The sequence below is a fragment of the Bradyrhizobium sp. CCBAU 53421 genome (genome assembly GCF_015291625.1).
In the GTDB taxonomy this organism is placed as follows: domain Bacteria; phylum Pseudomonadota; class Alphaproteobacteria; order Rhizobiales; family Xanthobacteraceae; genus Bradyrhizobium.
In genome coordinates this window covers 5,951,539-5,967,479 of the sequence record NZ_CP030047.1, presented here as the reverse complement: position 1 = coordinate 5,967,479, position 15,941 = coordinate 5,951,539, and the positions used below count along the sequence as shown (strand labels likewise).

The 15,941-nt window shown below is 58.8% G+C and carries 11 protein-coding genes; 6 read left to right on the top strand and 5 right to left on the bottom strand.

Annotated features, from left to right (window positions below; all coding sequences use genetic code 11):
- Window positions 1-298: 298 nt before the first annotated feature.
- On the bottom strand, window positions 299-781 hold the full coding sequence (gene bfr / locus XH92_RS28520; protein WP_194455083.1) for a bacterioferritin: 483 nt from the start codon (window positions 779-781) through the stop codon (window positions 299-301).
- Between the two features lie 262 nt (window positions 782-1,043).
- Here bfr and XH92_RS28515 point away from each other — a divergent pair, with 262 nt between their 5' ends.
- The 3 genes from XH92_RS28515 (at window position 1,044) to asnB (ending at window position 4,634) form a co-directional block, all read left to right on the top strand.
- Window positions 1,044-1,412, top strand: a complete 369-nt coding sequence (locus XH92_RS28515) for a VOC family protein (RefSeq protein ID WP_194455082.1) — start codon at window positions 1,044-1,046, stop codon at window positions 1,410-1,412.
- A 122-nt stretch (window positions 1,413-1,534) separates the two neighbouring features.
- Entirely contained in the window at window positions 1,535-2,446 is a 912-nt protein-coding gene (locus tag XH92_RS28510) for a complex I NDUFA9 subunit family protein (protein WP_194455081.1), read from the top strand.
- Window positions 2,447-2,966: 520 nt separating this feature from the next.
- Entirely contained in the window at window positions 2,967-4,634 is a 1,668-nt protein-coding gene (gene asnB, locus XH92_RS28505) for an asparagine synthase B (protein ID WP_194455080.1), read from the top strand.
- Between the two features lie 14 nt (window positions 4,635-4,648).
- Here asnB and XH92_RS28500 read toward each other — a convergent pair whose 3' ends face one another.
- Together XH92_RS28500 and XH92_RS28495 are read right to left on the bottom strand one after the other, a co-directional pair.
- A complete protein-coding gene (locus XH92_RS28500; RefSeq protein ID WP_246787690.1) occupies window positions 4,649-5,809 on the bottom strand; it encodes a GNAT family N-acetyltransferase in 1,161 nt (386 codons plus the stop codon).
- A gap of 365 nt (window positions 5,810-6,174) precedes the next feature.
- On the bottom strand, window positions 6,175-6,612 hold the full coding sequence (locus XH92_RS28495) for a hypothetical protein (RefSeq protein ID WP_194455079.1): 438 nt from the start codon (window positions 6,610-6,612) through the stop codon (window positions 6,175-6,177).
- A gap of 2,347 nt (window positions 6,613-8,959) precedes the next feature.
- Here XH92_RS28495 and XH92_RS28490 point away from each other — a divergent pair.
- Entirely contained in the window at window positions 8,960-10,171 is a 1,212-nt protein-coding gene (locus XH92_RS28490) for a heparin lyase I family protein (RefSeq protein WP_194455078.1), read from the top strand.
- Window positions 10,172-11,207: 1,036 nt separating this feature from the next.
- On the opposite strand, the gene galE is transcribed toward XH92_RS28490, so the two are convergent.
- Window positions 11,208-12,218: a UDP-glucose 4-epimerase GalE gene (gene galE, locus XH92_RS28485; RefSeq protein WP_194455077.1), complete on the bottom strand. Its 1,011-nt coding sequence runs from the start codon at window positions 12,216-12,218 to the stop codon at window positions 11,208-11,210.
- Window positions 12,219-12,503: 285 nt separating this feature from the next.
- Window positions 12,504-13,424: a response regulator transcription factor gene (locus XH92_RS28480; protein ID WP_194455076.1), complete on the bottom strand. Its 921-nt coding sequence runs from the start codon at window positions 13,422-13,424 to the stop codon at window positions 12,504-12,506.
- A 468-nt stretch (window positions 13,425-13,892) separates the two neighbouring features.
- Here XH92_RS28480 and XH92_RS28475 point away from each other — a divergent pair, with 468 nt between their 5' ends.
- A complete protein-coding gene (locus XH92_RS28475; RefSeq protein ID WP_246787689.1) occupies window positions 13,893-14,546 on the top strand; it encodes a response regulator transcription factor in 654 nt (217 codons plus the stop codon).
- Window positions 14,547-15,028: 482 nt separating this feature from the next.
- A complete protein-coding gene (locus tag XH92_RS28470) occupies window positions 15,029-15,868 on the top strand; it encodes a 4'-phosphopantetheinyl transferase superfamily protein (RefSeq protein WP_246787687.1) in 840 nt (279 codons plus the stop codon).
- Window positions 15,869-15,941: the final 73 nt, after the last annotated feature.

The window sequence follows — 15,941 nt, the reverse complement described above, 5'->3', positions numbered from 1 at the left end:
GATGTTGGAAAGGCCCGGATCGATCGTGTCGCAATCCGGGTCGGGGCATCGCCGCCCAGATGTGGTACGGCCCTAAGGCAACAGGGTGGGTCGCCGTTGAACGGACCGGTGTACCAGGCGTTCTCGTCCGCGAACGATCGAGCCAAGGTCGCATCTACGAGATGACTGAATTAGGCCGTGTACCTATAAACCCGGCGGCGTCATGTGACTGGTGACTACCCCCGCTTTGCTCCAATAGCGACCAAGTTGGAGCCGCAGCGCGATATGTCGCGATGGGCCAAAAGCAGTCGTTGGTACTTTAGTCCTTGTCGAGCTCTCCGATATGACGCTGGGCATATAGCTCGAGGCCGATCCTCGCGACGAGTTCGATCTGGGTTTCCAGAAAATCGATATGCTCTTCCTCATCGTGCATGAGTTGCTCAAACAGATCCCGTGTCACGTAGTCTTTGACCTGATGGCAATGGGTCGCAGCTTCAGCGTAGAGGGAGCGCGCCGACAATTCGGCTTGCAAGTCGCTATCGAGCACGGCCTTCACGGTCTTCCCGATATGAAGGGATTCCAGCGTCTGCATATTGGGAGATCCATCGAGGAAGATGATGCGTTCGATGAGCTTGTCTGCATGCTGCATCTCTTCAATCGATTCCTCGCGCCACGCCTTGGCCAGCACCTTGTAGCCCCAATTGTCGAGCAGGCGGTAGTGCAGCCAGTACTGGTTCACCGCGGTGAGCTCGTGGCGCAGCGCTTTGTTGAGGTATTCGATAACGTCTTTATCGCCCTTCATGCTCCGCTCCTTCTCGCGGGTGCCACTGGGATCGATTGGTTGTGTGGGCGCCTGGACTTGATGTTTGGCCGGCGCGATGGAGAGTTTAGAGCGTCAGCGCTTTCGGTTCGAGCAGTTTGGGCATCTACCGCTCGTCTAGAGCGGCGACGCAAGGAAAGGGGCGTTCGGCGTTGACTTGCTCGCCGTTCGACACACATGAGAGGTTAATCTCTGGGCCACGACTACAAATGGCGTAGGGAGATAGAACAGGGGAGTTTTGGCCATGATCGAGGGGATCAGCGCGCTCACGCTGGGCACCCATGACATGCCACGAGCTGTCTCATTCTACCGAGCCCTGGGATTTGAGGTCCTGCATGGCGGCGAATGGTCACCGCTCACCAGCTTTCGAGCAGGTTTGAGCTACCTCAACCTCATCGACCAACCTGCCGAACGACGCTGGTCCTGGTGGGGTCGGGTCATCTTCTACGTCACCGATGTTGACGCACTTTACGAACGCGCGCTCGCGGCGGGGTACCAGCCGGCGACTGTGCCCCGCGATGCCGAATGGGGTGAGCGCTTTTTCCACCTAGCTGACCCCGACGGGCACGAACTCAGCTTCGCTCGACCTTTACTTCCGGCTTCCGTCCAATAGCGGATCGAAGCGGCCTGCATTCCAACCGTCGCTGCCAGAGGGTATTGTTCCGACAGACGGCCATCGCCCTGACGTCAGCTTCGGCTCGGCCTATGGCGCGGTCTCTCGAGCAAGATCAAAGGATGACAACGAACGGTCGCACCGTCACCGTATTCGGCGGAACCGGCTTTCTCGGCCGCCGCATCGTTCAGCATCTGCGCGATCACGAGTTTCCCGTCCGGATCGCGTCAAGGCATCCAGATCGCGGGCGCAGTCAGTTTGGCCCGCATGATTCCCAACTTCTGTTCGTCCGGGCCGATATTCAGGACGAACGGTCTGTCGCAAATGCGCTTGCCGGCGCTTATGCCGCTGTCAACACCGTCAGCCTTTACGTCGAGCACGGACGTGAGACGTTTCATTCCGTTCATGTAGAGTCCGCCCAACGGGTAGCGGCCCAAGCGCACCGGGCCGGAGTCAAAAGACTCGTTCACTTGTCAGGCATCGGCGCCGATGCCGCGTCTCGATCGCGGTACATCCGAGCGCGCGGCGAAGGTGAACTGGTGGTCAGGGCTACGTTTGCCGGCGCACATATCATCCGACCAGCCGTCATGTTCGGACCGGACGATGCCTTTCTTACGACAATCCTCAACCTTCTCCGCCGGCTGCCGATCTATCCGATGTTCGGCCGCGGCTCGATGAAACTGCAGCCAGCCTACGTGGAAGATGTGGCTGAGGCGACTGTCCGGATCATCCAGCGAGCCGAGACGCAACCGACGATCTTCGAGTGTGGCGGCCCTCGCGTTTATTCCTACGAAGAATTGGTCGCAATCGTCGCGCGTCAGGCTGGCCTTGCGCCCATCCTGGTCCCGATCCCGCTGGCCGTTTGGCACGCCCTGGCATGGGCTTCCGAAGTACTCCCGAACCCGATTCTCACGCGCAATCAGGTGGAGCTGATGCAGATCGATACAGTGTCGTCGCCTGGCCTTGTCGAACTTGGGATTTCGCCGCAGCCGGTTGAGGCAATACTCCAAAAGATGCTGTCAAAGTGCGGATGAGAGGGCTCGTCGGTTTTAAATCCGCTTCAGATGGCGGGTTCGCTCCCTACTGCTACAGGACGCGATGGCGTATCCGCCGTTCGACGGCGGCAATATTGCTGTGCGCCGTAGGCAGCAGCAGGTAGTTCTGGGTCGACTGACCTTGGAGCATACCTCTATATCCGGTTATAGCATGTGGTGTGCGGACCAAACATCGCGCGTTACGAGTCCATGCCCTAGTTGGGCCCTCAATGAGGAGACGGCCCGCGGTAGGGGGTGCCGCCGACAACCTCACCGTCACGCAAGGATCGTCTCGCTCGACCAGGGCGTCCGTCCGCATCGTCCGTCGCACACCGGTTCTGCCGGTTGGCCTGAGGGCACAGCACGGCATCTGCCCCAGACGGCCTCTCAACGCATTTTGGTTACTTCGGATGGTGCGCTGTTCGGCCAGCGAATTCAATGCCACTCTTGGGCATTTCAGTTCAGGGCAAGCGCTGATTGTAGTGAGGCATATCAGCCGGCATCGGAGGGGCTAAACACCTTGTGCGGATTCGTCGGCATATTCGAATATAGGGAATCGTTTGAATCGGCGCGCAGCCTGGCGCTGGAGATGGCGAAGACGGTCAGGCACCGTGGACCGGACTGGAGTGGCATTTATTCCAGCGAACGCGCGATGCTCGCGCATGAGCGCCTTTCCATCGTCGATGTGGAGCACGGAGCTCAGCCCCTTCTCGACGTTGTCGCGGGGCGGGCGTTGGCTGTGAATGGAGAGATCTACAACCATGTCGCTCTGCGCGACGCGCTGAAGCGGCCGCACGACTGGAAAACGAAATCAGACTGCGAAATTATCCTGTATCTCTACGACGAGTACGGACCAGCTCTGTGCAAGATGCTGAGCGGCATTTTTGCGTTTGCCCTCTTCGATGAACGTACCGGCGATTTCTTCGTCGCCCGGGACCACATCGGCATAGTGCCGCTTTATATCGGATGGAGCGGGGACGGCGCAACATATGTCGCCAGCGAAATGAAAGCTCTCGATCCGGTGTGCGAGACGATCCAGGAGTTTCCGCCGGGACATTACTATAGCGGCAAAGCCCGCGAATTTGTCCGGTGGTATGATCCGGAGTGGGCGCATGCGTTTCCAACCAAGAAGGCGTCGTTGCACGAGCTACGGACTTCACTCGAAACCGCAGTCAAACAGCAAATGATGTGCGACGTACCTTACGGGGTACTTATTTCTGGTGGGCTCGATTCCTCGCTCATCGCAGCGCTTGCGGCACGGCACCGCTTCAAGCGGATCGAGTCGGGGGAGACCGAGGAGGCTTGGTGGCCAAGGCTGCACTCGTTCTCCGTGGGCTTGGAAAATTCGCCCGACATGAAGTACGCGCGCAAGGTGGCGGCTCACATCGGCACGGTCCATCATGAAGTTGTATTCACCGTGCAAGACGGGTTGGACGCATTGCCCGATGTGATCCGGCACCTGGAAACCTTCGATGTCACCACCATTCGTGCCGGTACGCCGATGTATCTTATGGCGCGCAAGATCAAGGCAATGGGCATCAAGATGGTGCTGTCTGGAGAAGGCGCTGACGAGGTATTTGGCGGCTATCTCTACTTCCACATGGCGCCATCAGCAGAAGAATTCCATGAGGAGACTGTTCGGAAGCTCTTTGCGCTGAGCAGGTACGACTGCTGTCGCGCGAACAAGGCAACCGCTGCTTGGGGGGTCGAAGCGCGTGTACCGTTCCTGGACAAGGAATTCCTGGACTACGCGATGTCGATAAACCCTGCCGAAAAAATGTGCCCCGGTGCGAAGATCGAGAAGGGCATATTGCGGGAAGCTTTTACCGACCTGTTGCCGCAGGAGATCCTATGGCGTCAAAAGGAACAGTTTTCAGACGGAGTGGGGTACAGCTGGATCGAGTGCTTGAGGAATCACGCCGAAGGTAAAGTCTCGGAGCAGATGCTCGCAGAGGCGGACAAACGCTTTCCGAAGCAGACGCCGACCTCGAAGGAGGGATACTTCTACAGGACCATCTTTGACAGCATTTTCAGGAATCCGACAGCCTGCCTAACCGTCCCGGTCGGTCCCTCGATCGCGTGTTCGACGCCAACCGCGTTTCTCTGGTCGCAGCAATTTGCGAGCATGGATGATCCATCTGGAAGGGCGGTGAAAGGAGTACATATTGAGGCCATTGACAACGTTTGAGCAGTTGGGTGGCCTCAATTTGCATTTGCTGACCCGAAGAGCCGCAGCTTCTTCTTTGGCAGGTTCGTGGCGATCGTTCGTAGCGTCCGTTTGGCCTCGCGGAGCTTCGCCTCGATGTGGCGTTCTGGACCGTCTCTGCCGATCGCGATCCACTTCATGGCATACTCGCTATTTGCCAGATGGGCCTTGTGTCCCGCGCCACCAGCCAGGAAGTCGTAGCCGCGTTCCCCGCGCGCGATGCTCTCCTCGATAGCCAGCACATGGCTGACGAGCCCGGGCTTGAGCCGGCCATCGCTTTCATAGAGAAAGCCGCTTTGGTAGTTCAGGACTCGGCCGTCATGCACGAAGTTGTACACGACCCCAATCGTCTGGCCGCCAACCAGCGTCCGTGAGATGCGGACCGCTCCTGTGGGTATTCCGCGCGCGATGAGATCCTCGTGGAACGGACGGAAGCCCGGATTGGCGAAAGCCCCCTTGCGTCCCCATCGCGACCGATGAAAGTCGCTCAGCAGATCGAACGCAGCCAAGGCTTCCGTCGTCGTTTCCATGATCCGGAATTCAAGGGGGCCTCGTTCGGCGTACAGCCTCATGGCCCGGCTCACGGCCTGGCGAGTGCTGCGGCCCAGTGTGGCGCGATAATCCTTCTTTTGCTGACGGACTTTCGCGAAATCAACCCACAAGGCGGTATCGGCGTGTTTCTCCTCGCTAACGAGCCCAGCCTGGCCCGCCGCGCGGCAAGCGGCCAACTCGAGGTCCGTATCAATTCCGGAAAGTACCAGCTGGTCCGACCGGCGCAAATGGGACGTCAGCGCGTCGAGACCTGCCGGGATAATGGTGTCCGGTTGCTCGGCAAGAATGCTGTTGCACTCGATGAACAGCCGGTCGAAACGGGCATCTCCCGATTCATTGAGCAGCCAACGTGCCCGCGCATGCGGCCCAAGACTCCAGGCTCTCCGCCGGCCAATGATCGCCAACCCGACGATCTTGCCTGACGACCGTGCTACGAGGACGTGCGGTTGCGTGCCATCCGGAATATGCCGTAGCCAAGTGCCGATCCAGAGCCAAGACAAGAAGAACGAGTGGGCGGCCCGAGCTTCGAGCTCCTTCCACGCAGTCTCAAGCCAGGCAATGCTCTTCAAGGCCTCCAGGCTCACATCGGTGACGGCATCGGGCATGCTCATTCTTGTTCAACGCCAGGGGGCCGCAAGCGCGCTTTGATGAGAGAACAAGGATCCTGCTGCAATGATCGCGCATAATCCCATGATCGGGCGGGCCTGGTCACACACGTATCCTTCTGGCGGCCACGCCATTGGGCGTCTGTGACCGTCGCCTCGGCCGGGCGGATGGCAGTACTATATCTGGAATTCGACCTATCTGCGGACCCTTTCTGGTTACCCACTCCTGCGACTTGTGCCTTCGGCGCGACTGTGCCGAGGGGAGCTGTGACCGGCCAGCTTTCGGCTGCCGCCGGCGCTCCGGCGCGAGACGCTCTGGCAGCCATCGTGCTTCGAGCGCGCTGTTTCCGCAATTGTGAGACCGACTACGATGGTCGAGAGAGAGCCTGAGCCGAGGCCAGGAACGCGCCGAGTTGCTCGACCAAATCCGCGGCGATCGACTGGTCGACCATAAGAATTGTGGTGCCCGGTGTCTTGTCGGACGACCAAGCGCCCTGAGCGGAGATCGCAGCATGATCGGAGCGCACCTTCACAAGCACGCGGGTTCTCTCCACGTTGAGACGCTCACCGACGAGATTAGTCCCTTCCACAGCGCCGCCGGCAGTCTGCCTGCCAACAGCGACGGGCGAAATCTCCAGTATCGCCTGGGCCAACCAGATCGCGTGCTTGTAGGGAATCGTCCAAATTGCCGATCCATGATCGGCGTCAACATCAACTCTAAATGCCAGCCCGTCATCGGAGCTCTCAATCCCGAGAAAGCCTTTGATGGTTTGTCGCTCAAGCGTGCCGTCTCGATTGGTCAACGCGGGCCTCAATTTTGCTTTCGCGATTGTGGCGTTGCTATTCCGAATTTCACCTGTTTTCGAGTGAGCTGATCGCTCTGCAATTGGGCGGGACCGTCGCTCCCTAGGCCGGAGCGGCGACCCCTTATCGCACGATATGTTTGGTCGGGGTGTGGTTGTCCGCCAATCCGCACGACTGGGGACACGGTAAATCGGCAAATGCCTGCGGCAAATTGCCATTCTGAACTAGTCCTAACTACAGCCCGTCGCCTCTTGGCTCAAAGGTATTAGCGCGCTGCAACAATCGCGATTCCTGGTGACGAAATCCAAGAGACGGACCTAGCGTCATTGGTCGAGGTTGACCGCTACAACCTCCGAAGCCCCATAGCCCAGTTCTCCTGAGCTACACTCCCCCGCGACGGAGGTCGCTGCCCGCTCCACCTTGGGGCGCGTTTGACCTTGGCGACGCCTGCGGGGGCCGGCGGCAATGAAGAGGCCGCCAAGTGAGGTGCCCCTGCATTGCCGCGCCTTCAACGACCCCAACGCGTCGGCTGAAATACGGACTCGTGCTGTCCAAGTAAGGCCACCCGCGGGAGCGGATTAGGCCATTGGTGCACCATCATTGGAACAACAATACCCTGTGTAACCCCGACGGGGTGAGTTCAGGCTCCAAGCCCTCGCCTCGGTAACGGCCCCGGTCTATCGCCCAGATCGGGGCTGTTTCTTTTCGGCGGAGCGGCGGTAGCCCGCCCATCAGGAGCGCAACAAAAGTGCGCCACTGCGTAAGCCGGCTTTCACCGTGCTGTATCGTCGGCGACATCACAGAGAGCGGCGCGGCGCTCAAGGTGGATGATCCGCCATCACCTCCTCCCGACCACTTCACGCTCATCTTTCCACCGAGCAAGGCTTGCTCGTGCAACGCGTTTGGCGAGGGGGCACATGGGTTGGTGTCGCGTTCGTTCCTGAATGAAACGAGGCAACCGCGAGTGCCTGTCGTGAAGTCGTGATCGAATCTGCCGGCGGCGACGTCACGAATGCGACAGCGCTACGCGTCTCGGCAAAAGCAGTCATGCCAAGTCAGAGCCTGAGGTGGACGCGACCAACGCAGGTTATGAAGCCTCGGCGTAGACTACCGGTCGGAACGAAATGAAGAAGGCCGCCAAATGAGGCGGCCTGGCTATGCAGCCCTCGGATTGGTTTCCGTCATTCAATTGGGCACTGGTTCCGGCGAGGACGGCCTTCGGCTCAGGTGTGCGGTTGTCTCTGCGTATCGGGCGAGCTTGATCAGCGCTTCCTTGGCGGCACAGGGGGCGAGAGCCGCGGCCTCGTTCCGTAGCTCTCTAGCTCGCTCCGCGAGCCGTGTTTCGAGAGTATCCCTCTGCACCACGCGTTGGCGAAATTGTCCCATGCGCTTTCCCTCGTCAGGTCCACCCGGAACGTACGATTCCAAGCCTTAACCGCGCGTAAAAGTCCCCGGGAGGTATTCTGAGACGCCAAGGCGGCGCGAAGAGGGCGCCAAATGGGACAAATTGCGAATTGCTCGGCAAGGGGCAGATTCTGCAGAAGGCTCAGGAAGGAAGTCGAGATTCGCTCCCCGACAGGCTCCGGTGCTCGAGCGTGCCCTATGGCCCGGCGGGCAGGGAGTTGTCGTTTTCATGCCGAGACTTGGCCGTCACTTGCGCCTGCCTGGTCTACGTGCGTCGAGCGATGGAGTTCGTTGCAGATGGTGTGTCGATCTCGCAACGTCTCAATAGTTTCGCTGGGTATCGGGCGTGCTGGACTTCACGTCGTTGCCAATTCGTCGTCTAATAATGGCGGACCTTCGGCGGCGTTTTTATTTCCAAGACGTTCATTTGAGAGCGGGTCCAAGAGGTCGCTGTCCAGCGCCAGCGGCCTCTTCCTTTTACTTCATTGAATTGCAAGGACCGTCCAATGCCGATACAGGTGTGGGCCGTTGCCGCTTCGATTGGCTGGACGGCCGTTGTAGGCACGATGTTGCTGTATATGATCTTCGGCCCCGGCTAACTTGCTTCAGTGCTGGCACCGGCCACCGCGGGAAATGCTCGCCCCTTCCGGCTGTTCGCAGAATTTTGGCAGCAACCAGGCATGGGCCGTCGCTTCTCATTGTCGCCATGCTAGTTCATTTTTTTTGCCATACTCCCTAATTAACCAAATCAAGTCTTAGCAGTCGGGGGGCAATCCCGCTGCAACAGAATGTGTTGGCGGTCACCGCGATACATTGGAAATCTGCTCGTGGCGCAAGGCGTTGCGAGCGCGTGGTATGTCGCGCGCCTTCGTGATGCGCGGCAGTGGAATTCCCTTGTAAGCGTCAAAAGAGAACAATCTCTGCGACCCACGGAGGCCTGAATTGGATACGACCGGGACAATCACATCATTTTCTTCCACACCGATGACGAGGTTTTCGATCGGGGGCGACGTCTACGGAGTGCAGGATGCGAGCACGAGTTACAGCCTGACCAATCCCGACTCGCAAACCCTGCGCTTCGAAGTCCAGCAGGGTGATCATGCCTGGTACGACGACTCGTCTGTCGACCGCTCCGAGGTTTCAGGCGCGACCAACATTCCCGGCGGCACTCCGCTCAACTTGAACTATCAGTTCATGGTGGAGGCAAATGGCCCCAACGGGTCATTTACGAATACCGCAGATGGCTGGTTCATCGTCGGACAGATGCACAATGATGATAATGCGAGCGGCGTCGGCACCTCGCCGCCATTTGCGATCCAGCTTGTCGGCGATCATCTGCAGGTTGTCGCCAGATATGTCCAGCCGGGTCAGGATCCGAGCAACGGGGCCGGCAATGTGCAGATGCTCACGCTCTGGACTGACCCCAATCCGATCCAGACGGGTGTGTACAACAACATTCAGATACAGGCCGACGTTTCGAACACCGGCGGCGGGTATCTGAAGGTCTCGATCAACGGGACACAGGTCGTGAATTACAGCGGCCCCCTGGGCTATGGGCAGGCCACCAATTGGGAATACGGGGTCTATCGATCGACGGCGCCCGAGACCGTCGCCGTCGATTACCGAAACATGACACTGTTGACGGGATCGTCGGCGACCGTCACGTCGCCGTCAACTCCGACACAGCCAACCACGACCACCACGCCAACGACTGTCACCAGCCCGACCACCATTGTCACGCCGGCTGTAGCACAGGACACCACTTCGCCGGCGGCCGCGATAGCCGCCCCGGCGGCAGCTGCTACGACGGCCGACCCCAGCGTCCTGGGCGCCATGGGAGCGATGGGCCTGGCGCCGACATCGGCGTCCGGTTGGTCGGCGCCAGCGGCCGGCGCAAGCGCCGCTAGCCTGCCAAGCCTGGATTATTCGCGTTTCGGATTTGACACCGGCACGCTGGCAACCGGCGCGCCGCAGACGACCGATTGGTGGGGAGATCAAGGCACGGCCGCCGCGTCTCCGCAGAGCAACAGCTATGCGCTGCTGAACCAGTATCTGGCGGGTAGCTCGGGTGGGGCCAATGGCGGTATGATCGCCGTAGCCATGAGTGGCCCTGCCTGGACACAGAACTCGTTCCTGACCAAGCCTCAGAGCTAAGGGACTGCCGGGCCGCGCGGTTCATCCGCGCCAGGCCCGGTTCTCCTACGTTGGCACCTCGTGCAGATCGGTCGAATGTTCGAGAGCAGGCTCCATCAGCCTGCGAACGCCCTTCTTGGCATCCGCGGCATCCGTGTGGTTTCGGCCCTTCTCCTTGCTTTCGCTCTACGAGCCACCAGGTCGATTGCGGCTGTTCTGTTCACTCGCAATGCCACAAAGGTAGCTGCGCCTGAGCCGGTGCTCGTCCCGGCACGCGCGGTCCGGCGACCCGCGGCGCGTGAAGCGCTTTTCCGAGCCGTCCTGCCTCGTTGTTCGGCGTCCTTCAGTGCGGATCTTCGATTACCAAAATGAGTACCGCATATTAGGTCAGCAAAACTTCCCGAAAGCGGTCAAACCTCGCTGTTGACCTGGAGCATCCCTGGAGAGGACTGTGGATCGGCTGGCTATCATCGCACTCGCGATCGTAATCGCGGGGCTTCTGAGCGGCGGCGTCTATTCAGTGTCGAGTTCAGGCCTCAGCACTGCAATAGTCATCAACCGCTTCACCGGCGCAGCCTGGTCGTGCAGCGTCGTTTGCGAGCTCATCGAAACACGCCGGAATTCAAAATGAGCCATTTGGCCTCGACGCGCGCACGACCTGCTGCGCGAGGCACGCCGGACTGATTTCGCTCATACGGAGAACCTACACCTCATCGTCGGTTGTGACGCGCATCACGGTTGGGGCCCGCGCCTCATGGCGTGGATGCCTCACCGAATTAGGTGGACATGGCATAGCCGCGCCTGCGGCGGTCGCTGGCTCGTTTTTGTCACCGGACGGACAATTCCCCGGAAACGTTGTTTGTGGCCATTGGCTGCCTCCGTAAGGGCACGATCAGCCAGTCCCTCGACGGGACCGACCACGACGTTTCCTCAAGCAAGGTACGGCCTTCCGGCCCGCTGTACCGCGGCTGGAGCAGGTTAGGGCAGTCCTGCCGATATCCGACCGAACCGCTGTCTCGGATCATGGCTGGCAGTGAATCGGCGCTTCTCGCAGGCTCTAGCTGCCGCGATAGCCATTCGGGTTCTGCTTCTGCCAGCGCCAATGATCTGTGCACATCTGTGTGAGTGACCGCGTTGAGGTCCAGCCCAAGAGATTTCTGGCGAGCGTCGGATCCGCGTAGCAGGTTGCGACGTCACCCGCCCTGCGTTGGTCAATCACATACGGGACTGGCCGGCCACTCACCGTCTCGAACGTCTTGACCACCTCCAGGACGCTGCTGCCGCTTCCCGTTCCGAGATTGACCGTCAGAACGCCGGGCTGTCTTAGCTCGCTCAAGGCGCTCAGATGTCCGGATGCAAGATCGACGACATGAATGAAATCGCGGACACCGGTGCCATCTCGAGTATCGTAGTCATTTCCCCAGATCTGCAGCTTCTCGCGTCGCCCGACGGCTACCTGCGCCACAAGTGGCAACAAATTGTTGGGTACGCCGAGAGGGTCTTCTCCGATGAGCCCGCTTTCGTGCGCGCCAACCGGATTGAAGTAGCGCAGGATGGCAATCCGCCAATTGCCGTCGGACCCATGGAGATCCTTTAGAATCTCCTCGATGAAATACTTTGTGCGGCCGTACGGATTGATTGGTTCTACGGGGTGTTTCTCGTCCAGCGGCAGATATGAGGGTGTGCCATAAACCGTTGCGGATGAGCTAAAGACCAGCGTTTTCACGTTGGCACGCGACATGGCCGACACGAGCCGCATCGTCCCCACGACGTTGTTCTCGTAGTACGTCATGGGTTGACTGCTGGACTCGCCGACCGCCTTCAGCCCGGCGAGGTGAATTACCGCGGTCACGCCGTGAGCGCGCAGGATCTCGTAAATCGCATCCTCATCGCAGATATCGATGTGCCGGAATATCAGCGATCGTCCGCAGATGGCCTGTACCCGATCGAGGGATGCGCGATTGCTGTTGCAGAGATTGTCGACCGCAACGACATCTAGCCCGGAGTCGAGTAGGGCGACCGCGATATGTGACCCGATATAGCCGGCGCCTCCGGTCAGCAGGATCATTCTGATTCCACTTCCATTTCGCGTCTGCCCGCGAAATCTGGGATCGCGACTGCGACTCCAGCCCGCGGAGATTGACTGAAATCAAGACGACGCGCGCACGATCACCGGGTATTTGTAGCTGCCCCGGCAACGCCCGCGTCAAGCGTTTGCGCCAACACCAAGGCGGCCGGCACCAATGGTGCCGATCGCCACATCGATGGGTGCCGCATCCATCGATGTTGGCGCGGACTCCAGCTCGAGATATCCGGCCGAAAGCTTCCCGATGGGTGGCCGAACCAATTTCGGCTATTTCCGCAGTCGGATTGCCCCCTCGGCCTTCGAACCGATATCCTTGCGGGCGTGGCCGGTTGTGAGAGGCACTTCGAAGTAGTTTACCGCATGGTCGATTGCACCGAGTGGCGCGGGCCGGCCTGTCCTCGCCATTTTGGGAAGTTCTCTCTTCGGTGGGAGGAGGCGTTCGGTTGCGTCAGCGGCCGAGTACGCTGTCCCGCTTGATGGCCGAGCTGCAGGTCGATGGTTCAGCCCCCAGATCGCCGCCTGTGTTCTGTTCTGAACACGAATCTTGCGGAGGATCGCCTTGATGTGAACCTTCACCGTAGCTTCCGCGATATCGATCTTGCGTGCGATGCACTTGTTGGAATCGCCTTCGATCAGGCACTGGAGGATAGAGATTTCTCGCGGCGAAAGCTGCTGCGCGAGCCTACTATCCGCGTTCGCCATGGCATGACTATCATCAAAGCGTGGAGGGACACCGTCCGCGTCACGCTTTTCGATATCAAGAGCGGACGTCAGGAAGTCGGTCGGAAATACCGTTCCGCCCATCATGACGAGCTCGATGGACTTGATGAACGCATCGCAGTTCATCACGTCGATGAAATAGCCGGTGACGCCAGCTCGGATCGCAGCAGTCAACTCGCTCAGTCGATAGTGATCTGCAACGACAGCAATGCGTCCATCCGCGTGATGGCGCTTGAAACACTCGATCTGCTCGATTGTAGGGCCGAAATCATCGCCACTGTGAACAACCAGGAACAGTGCCGGACAGACTGAAGCGCTTCCGACATTGGCCTTGCCAGGCAAATCGTCTGCATCGGACATTGAAGGAAAGACTTGAAAATTTTCGGAATTTAGAATTCTGGCGAGACCTTCTTTCCGAAGACTGTTTTCACCACCAAGCACAATGGAAAAAGAATATTGTCGTCTCATGGAACTCTCCTGGACGCTACAAAATATGAAACAGGCTCATCGGTTTAATCCGACTCGTTTCTTGGATGGCTTGCCAAGCCAAAACAGCGACGCATTGAAAATTGCTCCTTCAGATTCCGGTCGCTTGGACAGAAATTCGGGGCAAAAAAAGCCCTGAGCATGCGTCTAAAGATTTACTGACATTAGATGCTAATCCCCAATATCCCTATATACCGTTGGTTATAGACATTCCTTGGGATGTCGCCCGTAATATCACCGCCGTGTTTTGACGGGCGGGATCTCCGGAAACCTGTCGAGCAGCGCTCGCTTAGGGCGGCGTCGATGCTATGATGCAGTTTAAGATTGTAAAATTGCCGGAATTCGGCCGGGCTGCGATGACAAATTTTACTTGAATGCCTCAAATTGAAGTAGCTTGGGGGAGATATTGGGGTGCCGATTTGAACCGGAGGGACTGAGGATTGGCCGGAAATGCATTTCAGTCGTGTGGTTATTGCTAGCAGATATCCCGTTGTTTTACTGGGTCTGAACTGTCTGCTGGAAACAGAACGTGATTTCAGGGTTGCTGCTCGATGCAGCGATAGTGCGAGCTGCTTCAAAGCAATTCGCGCTCTCGTGCCCGATATCGCCATTTTGGACATATCGATGCCTGACATTTTTGGGCAGGCATTGCTCGATATCGCAAATTCCCGGACTCCTGCTGTTCGACTCGTGTTCCTCGCAACCTCCGTCGAGGATCGTGACCTCACCGTGTTGGCAGAAGTGGGCGCCTTTGGCGTTATCCTGAATGACGAGGAGCCCGAAACTCTTCTCCAGACATTGCGGCAAGTCGCGGACGGCCACAGGATGCTGCCTGCGCCTTCGAGCGAGGTCGCTATCTCTTCGGGGCAGTCCGCGATTTTGGAGAAGCATCTTGCCGTGCTGACGGACCGGGAGCGTCAGATCATGCGTCTTGTATCGGAAGGATTGTCAAACAAGGAGATCGGCCGTCGTTTGAAGGTAACTGACGGCACCATCAAGGTGCATCTCCACCACATCTTTCGCAAGCTCGAGATCGGCAACAGGACAGCTCTTGCTACGCTCGCGGTCTCATACGCAGGGCAAAGCGGCTTGCCTCCCGATTAGCACGCAAGCTTTTTGCCTAGTACGATATCAACCGACCTGGCGCTCGAGTGCGCAGGTATTGGATGAGCGGGGACGGGAAGTATCGTTTCGCCGCATTGGTTCGCGCTCGACTGTCGATGGCGCCATTCAATGTCCATCGCATCGCAACTGCTCCCTCGCGGGCACGCTTTGTCCCGGGCATGCCCCAAATGGGCCATGTCGAGATCGATAGAGTCTTTCCGCAGTGACTAGCCCAAGACAGACATTCATTGAGGCAACGCGCGAACTCCGTCAGCGCGGCAATTAGGCAGGAAGCCAAAGCGTACGAACGTCAGGGGCCTAAGTCTTTTGATGTAGCCGTCCTTACATCTAAATAGCCATCGTGACCGCTTGTTTTCGCGCTTACGTGCTTGTTCAATCGAAGAAATCCGCGTGAACGGGAGCTGCTGCTCCAGAAAGAATGCTGCGGTGCGCACGAGCGCTCCTGCGATCGGAATCCAGGTATGACGCTTGACTGGCCTGAGCTCGACCTTACCCGACTTTCTGGCGCGGGTGGGGGCGATGGTTTTGGCGCGTTGGCTTCGAGCCAGAATTTTGATGTTGCCTTGGCTTGCTCGGGGCCTCGATTATTGCAGTTCGCCGAATGCGACGTCAGTCAGACTCTTGTCGAGCCAGCAGCGTCCTTTTCGAGCCTCCTTGATAAAGCAGTTGAGCTGAGGGCCGGGATCATGGTGCCGGTTCTCGAGGATGATTGCTTGGAGGTTCTCGCATGCATGCTCGACGTGAAGCACGACATCATTCGTGCGATAGGCGCCTTCCTCAACGAAGCGGAACGTAGGCGCGCTGATGGGTTGAAGTCGGAGCGGGATCGCCGCCGCTTTATTGTTTCCCGTGGACAGCTGCGCCAGATCCTCGCTTGCAGGCTCGGAATCTCGCCGTCCGATGTCGAACTGGAATATGGAAAGCTGGGCAAGCCCCGGCTCTCACACCGCATGCCTTCTCGCGATTTGCGCTTCAGCGTCTCTCGATCCGGGGACATGGCAGTGGTCGCCCTCTCGACCGGGCAAGAGGTCGGAGTGGACATCGAGGCGATCCTCCCCGTGCCCGAAGCGGACGAGATCGCCGCGCTGTGCTTTTCCGCCTCCGACTACGAGTCTTATGCTGCCCTCGGTCCGGACGAGCGGGTGGAAGGCTTCTTCCGGCGTTGGACCCGGCTGGAGGCTATTTCCAAGGGCCTGGGATGCGGCTTGGGGTACCTCAGCTCTTCGGATGACAAGGATTGGGTTGCCCGAAGTTTCGTACCTAAAACGGGGTATCTCGGGAGCGTCGTTATTCGGAAATGAATGGTCGTCCGGACTGAAGCTACCGCGATGTAATCATTCGCGAGTAACCACTCGCGAGGAGAGCGGAGAGGTC

What these genes read in the sequence shown, in the direction of transcription:
- XH92_RS28480 (WP_194455076.1), bottom strand. Translation starts at nt 13,424, where the DNA reads ATGAGACGACAATATTCTTTTTCCATTGTGCTTGGTGGTGAAAACAGT.
- XH92_RS28510 (WP_194455081.1), top strand. Translation starts at nt 1,535, where the DNA reads ATGACAACGAACGGTCGCACCGTCACCGTATTCGGCGGAACCGGCTTT.
- XH92_RS28475 (WP_246787689.1), top strand. Translation starts at nt 13,893, where the DNA reads ATGCATTTCAGTCGTGTGGTTATTGCTAGCAGATATCCCGTTGTTTTA.
- XH92_RS28470 (WP_246787687.1), top strand. Translation starts at nt 15,029, where the DNA reads ATGACGCTTGACTGGCCTGAGCTCGACCTTACCCGACTTTCTGGCGCG.
- XH92_RS28500 (WP_246787690.1), bottom strand. Translation starts at nt 5,809, where the DNA reads ATGCCCGATGCCGTCACCGATGTGAGCCTGGAGGCCTTGAAGAGCATT.
- bfr (WP_194455083.1), bottom strand. Translation starts at nt 781, where the DNA reads ATGAAGGGCGATAAAGACGTTATCGAATACCTCAACAAAGCGCTGCGC.
- galE (WP_194455077.1), bottom strand. Translation starts at nt 12,218, where the DNA reads ATGATCCTGCTGACCGGAGGCGCCGGCTATATCGGGTCACATATCGCG.
- XH92_RS28515 (WP_194455082.1), top strand. Translation starts at nt 1,044, where the DNA reads ATGATCGAGGGGATCAGCGCGCTCACGCTGGGCACCCATGACATGCCA.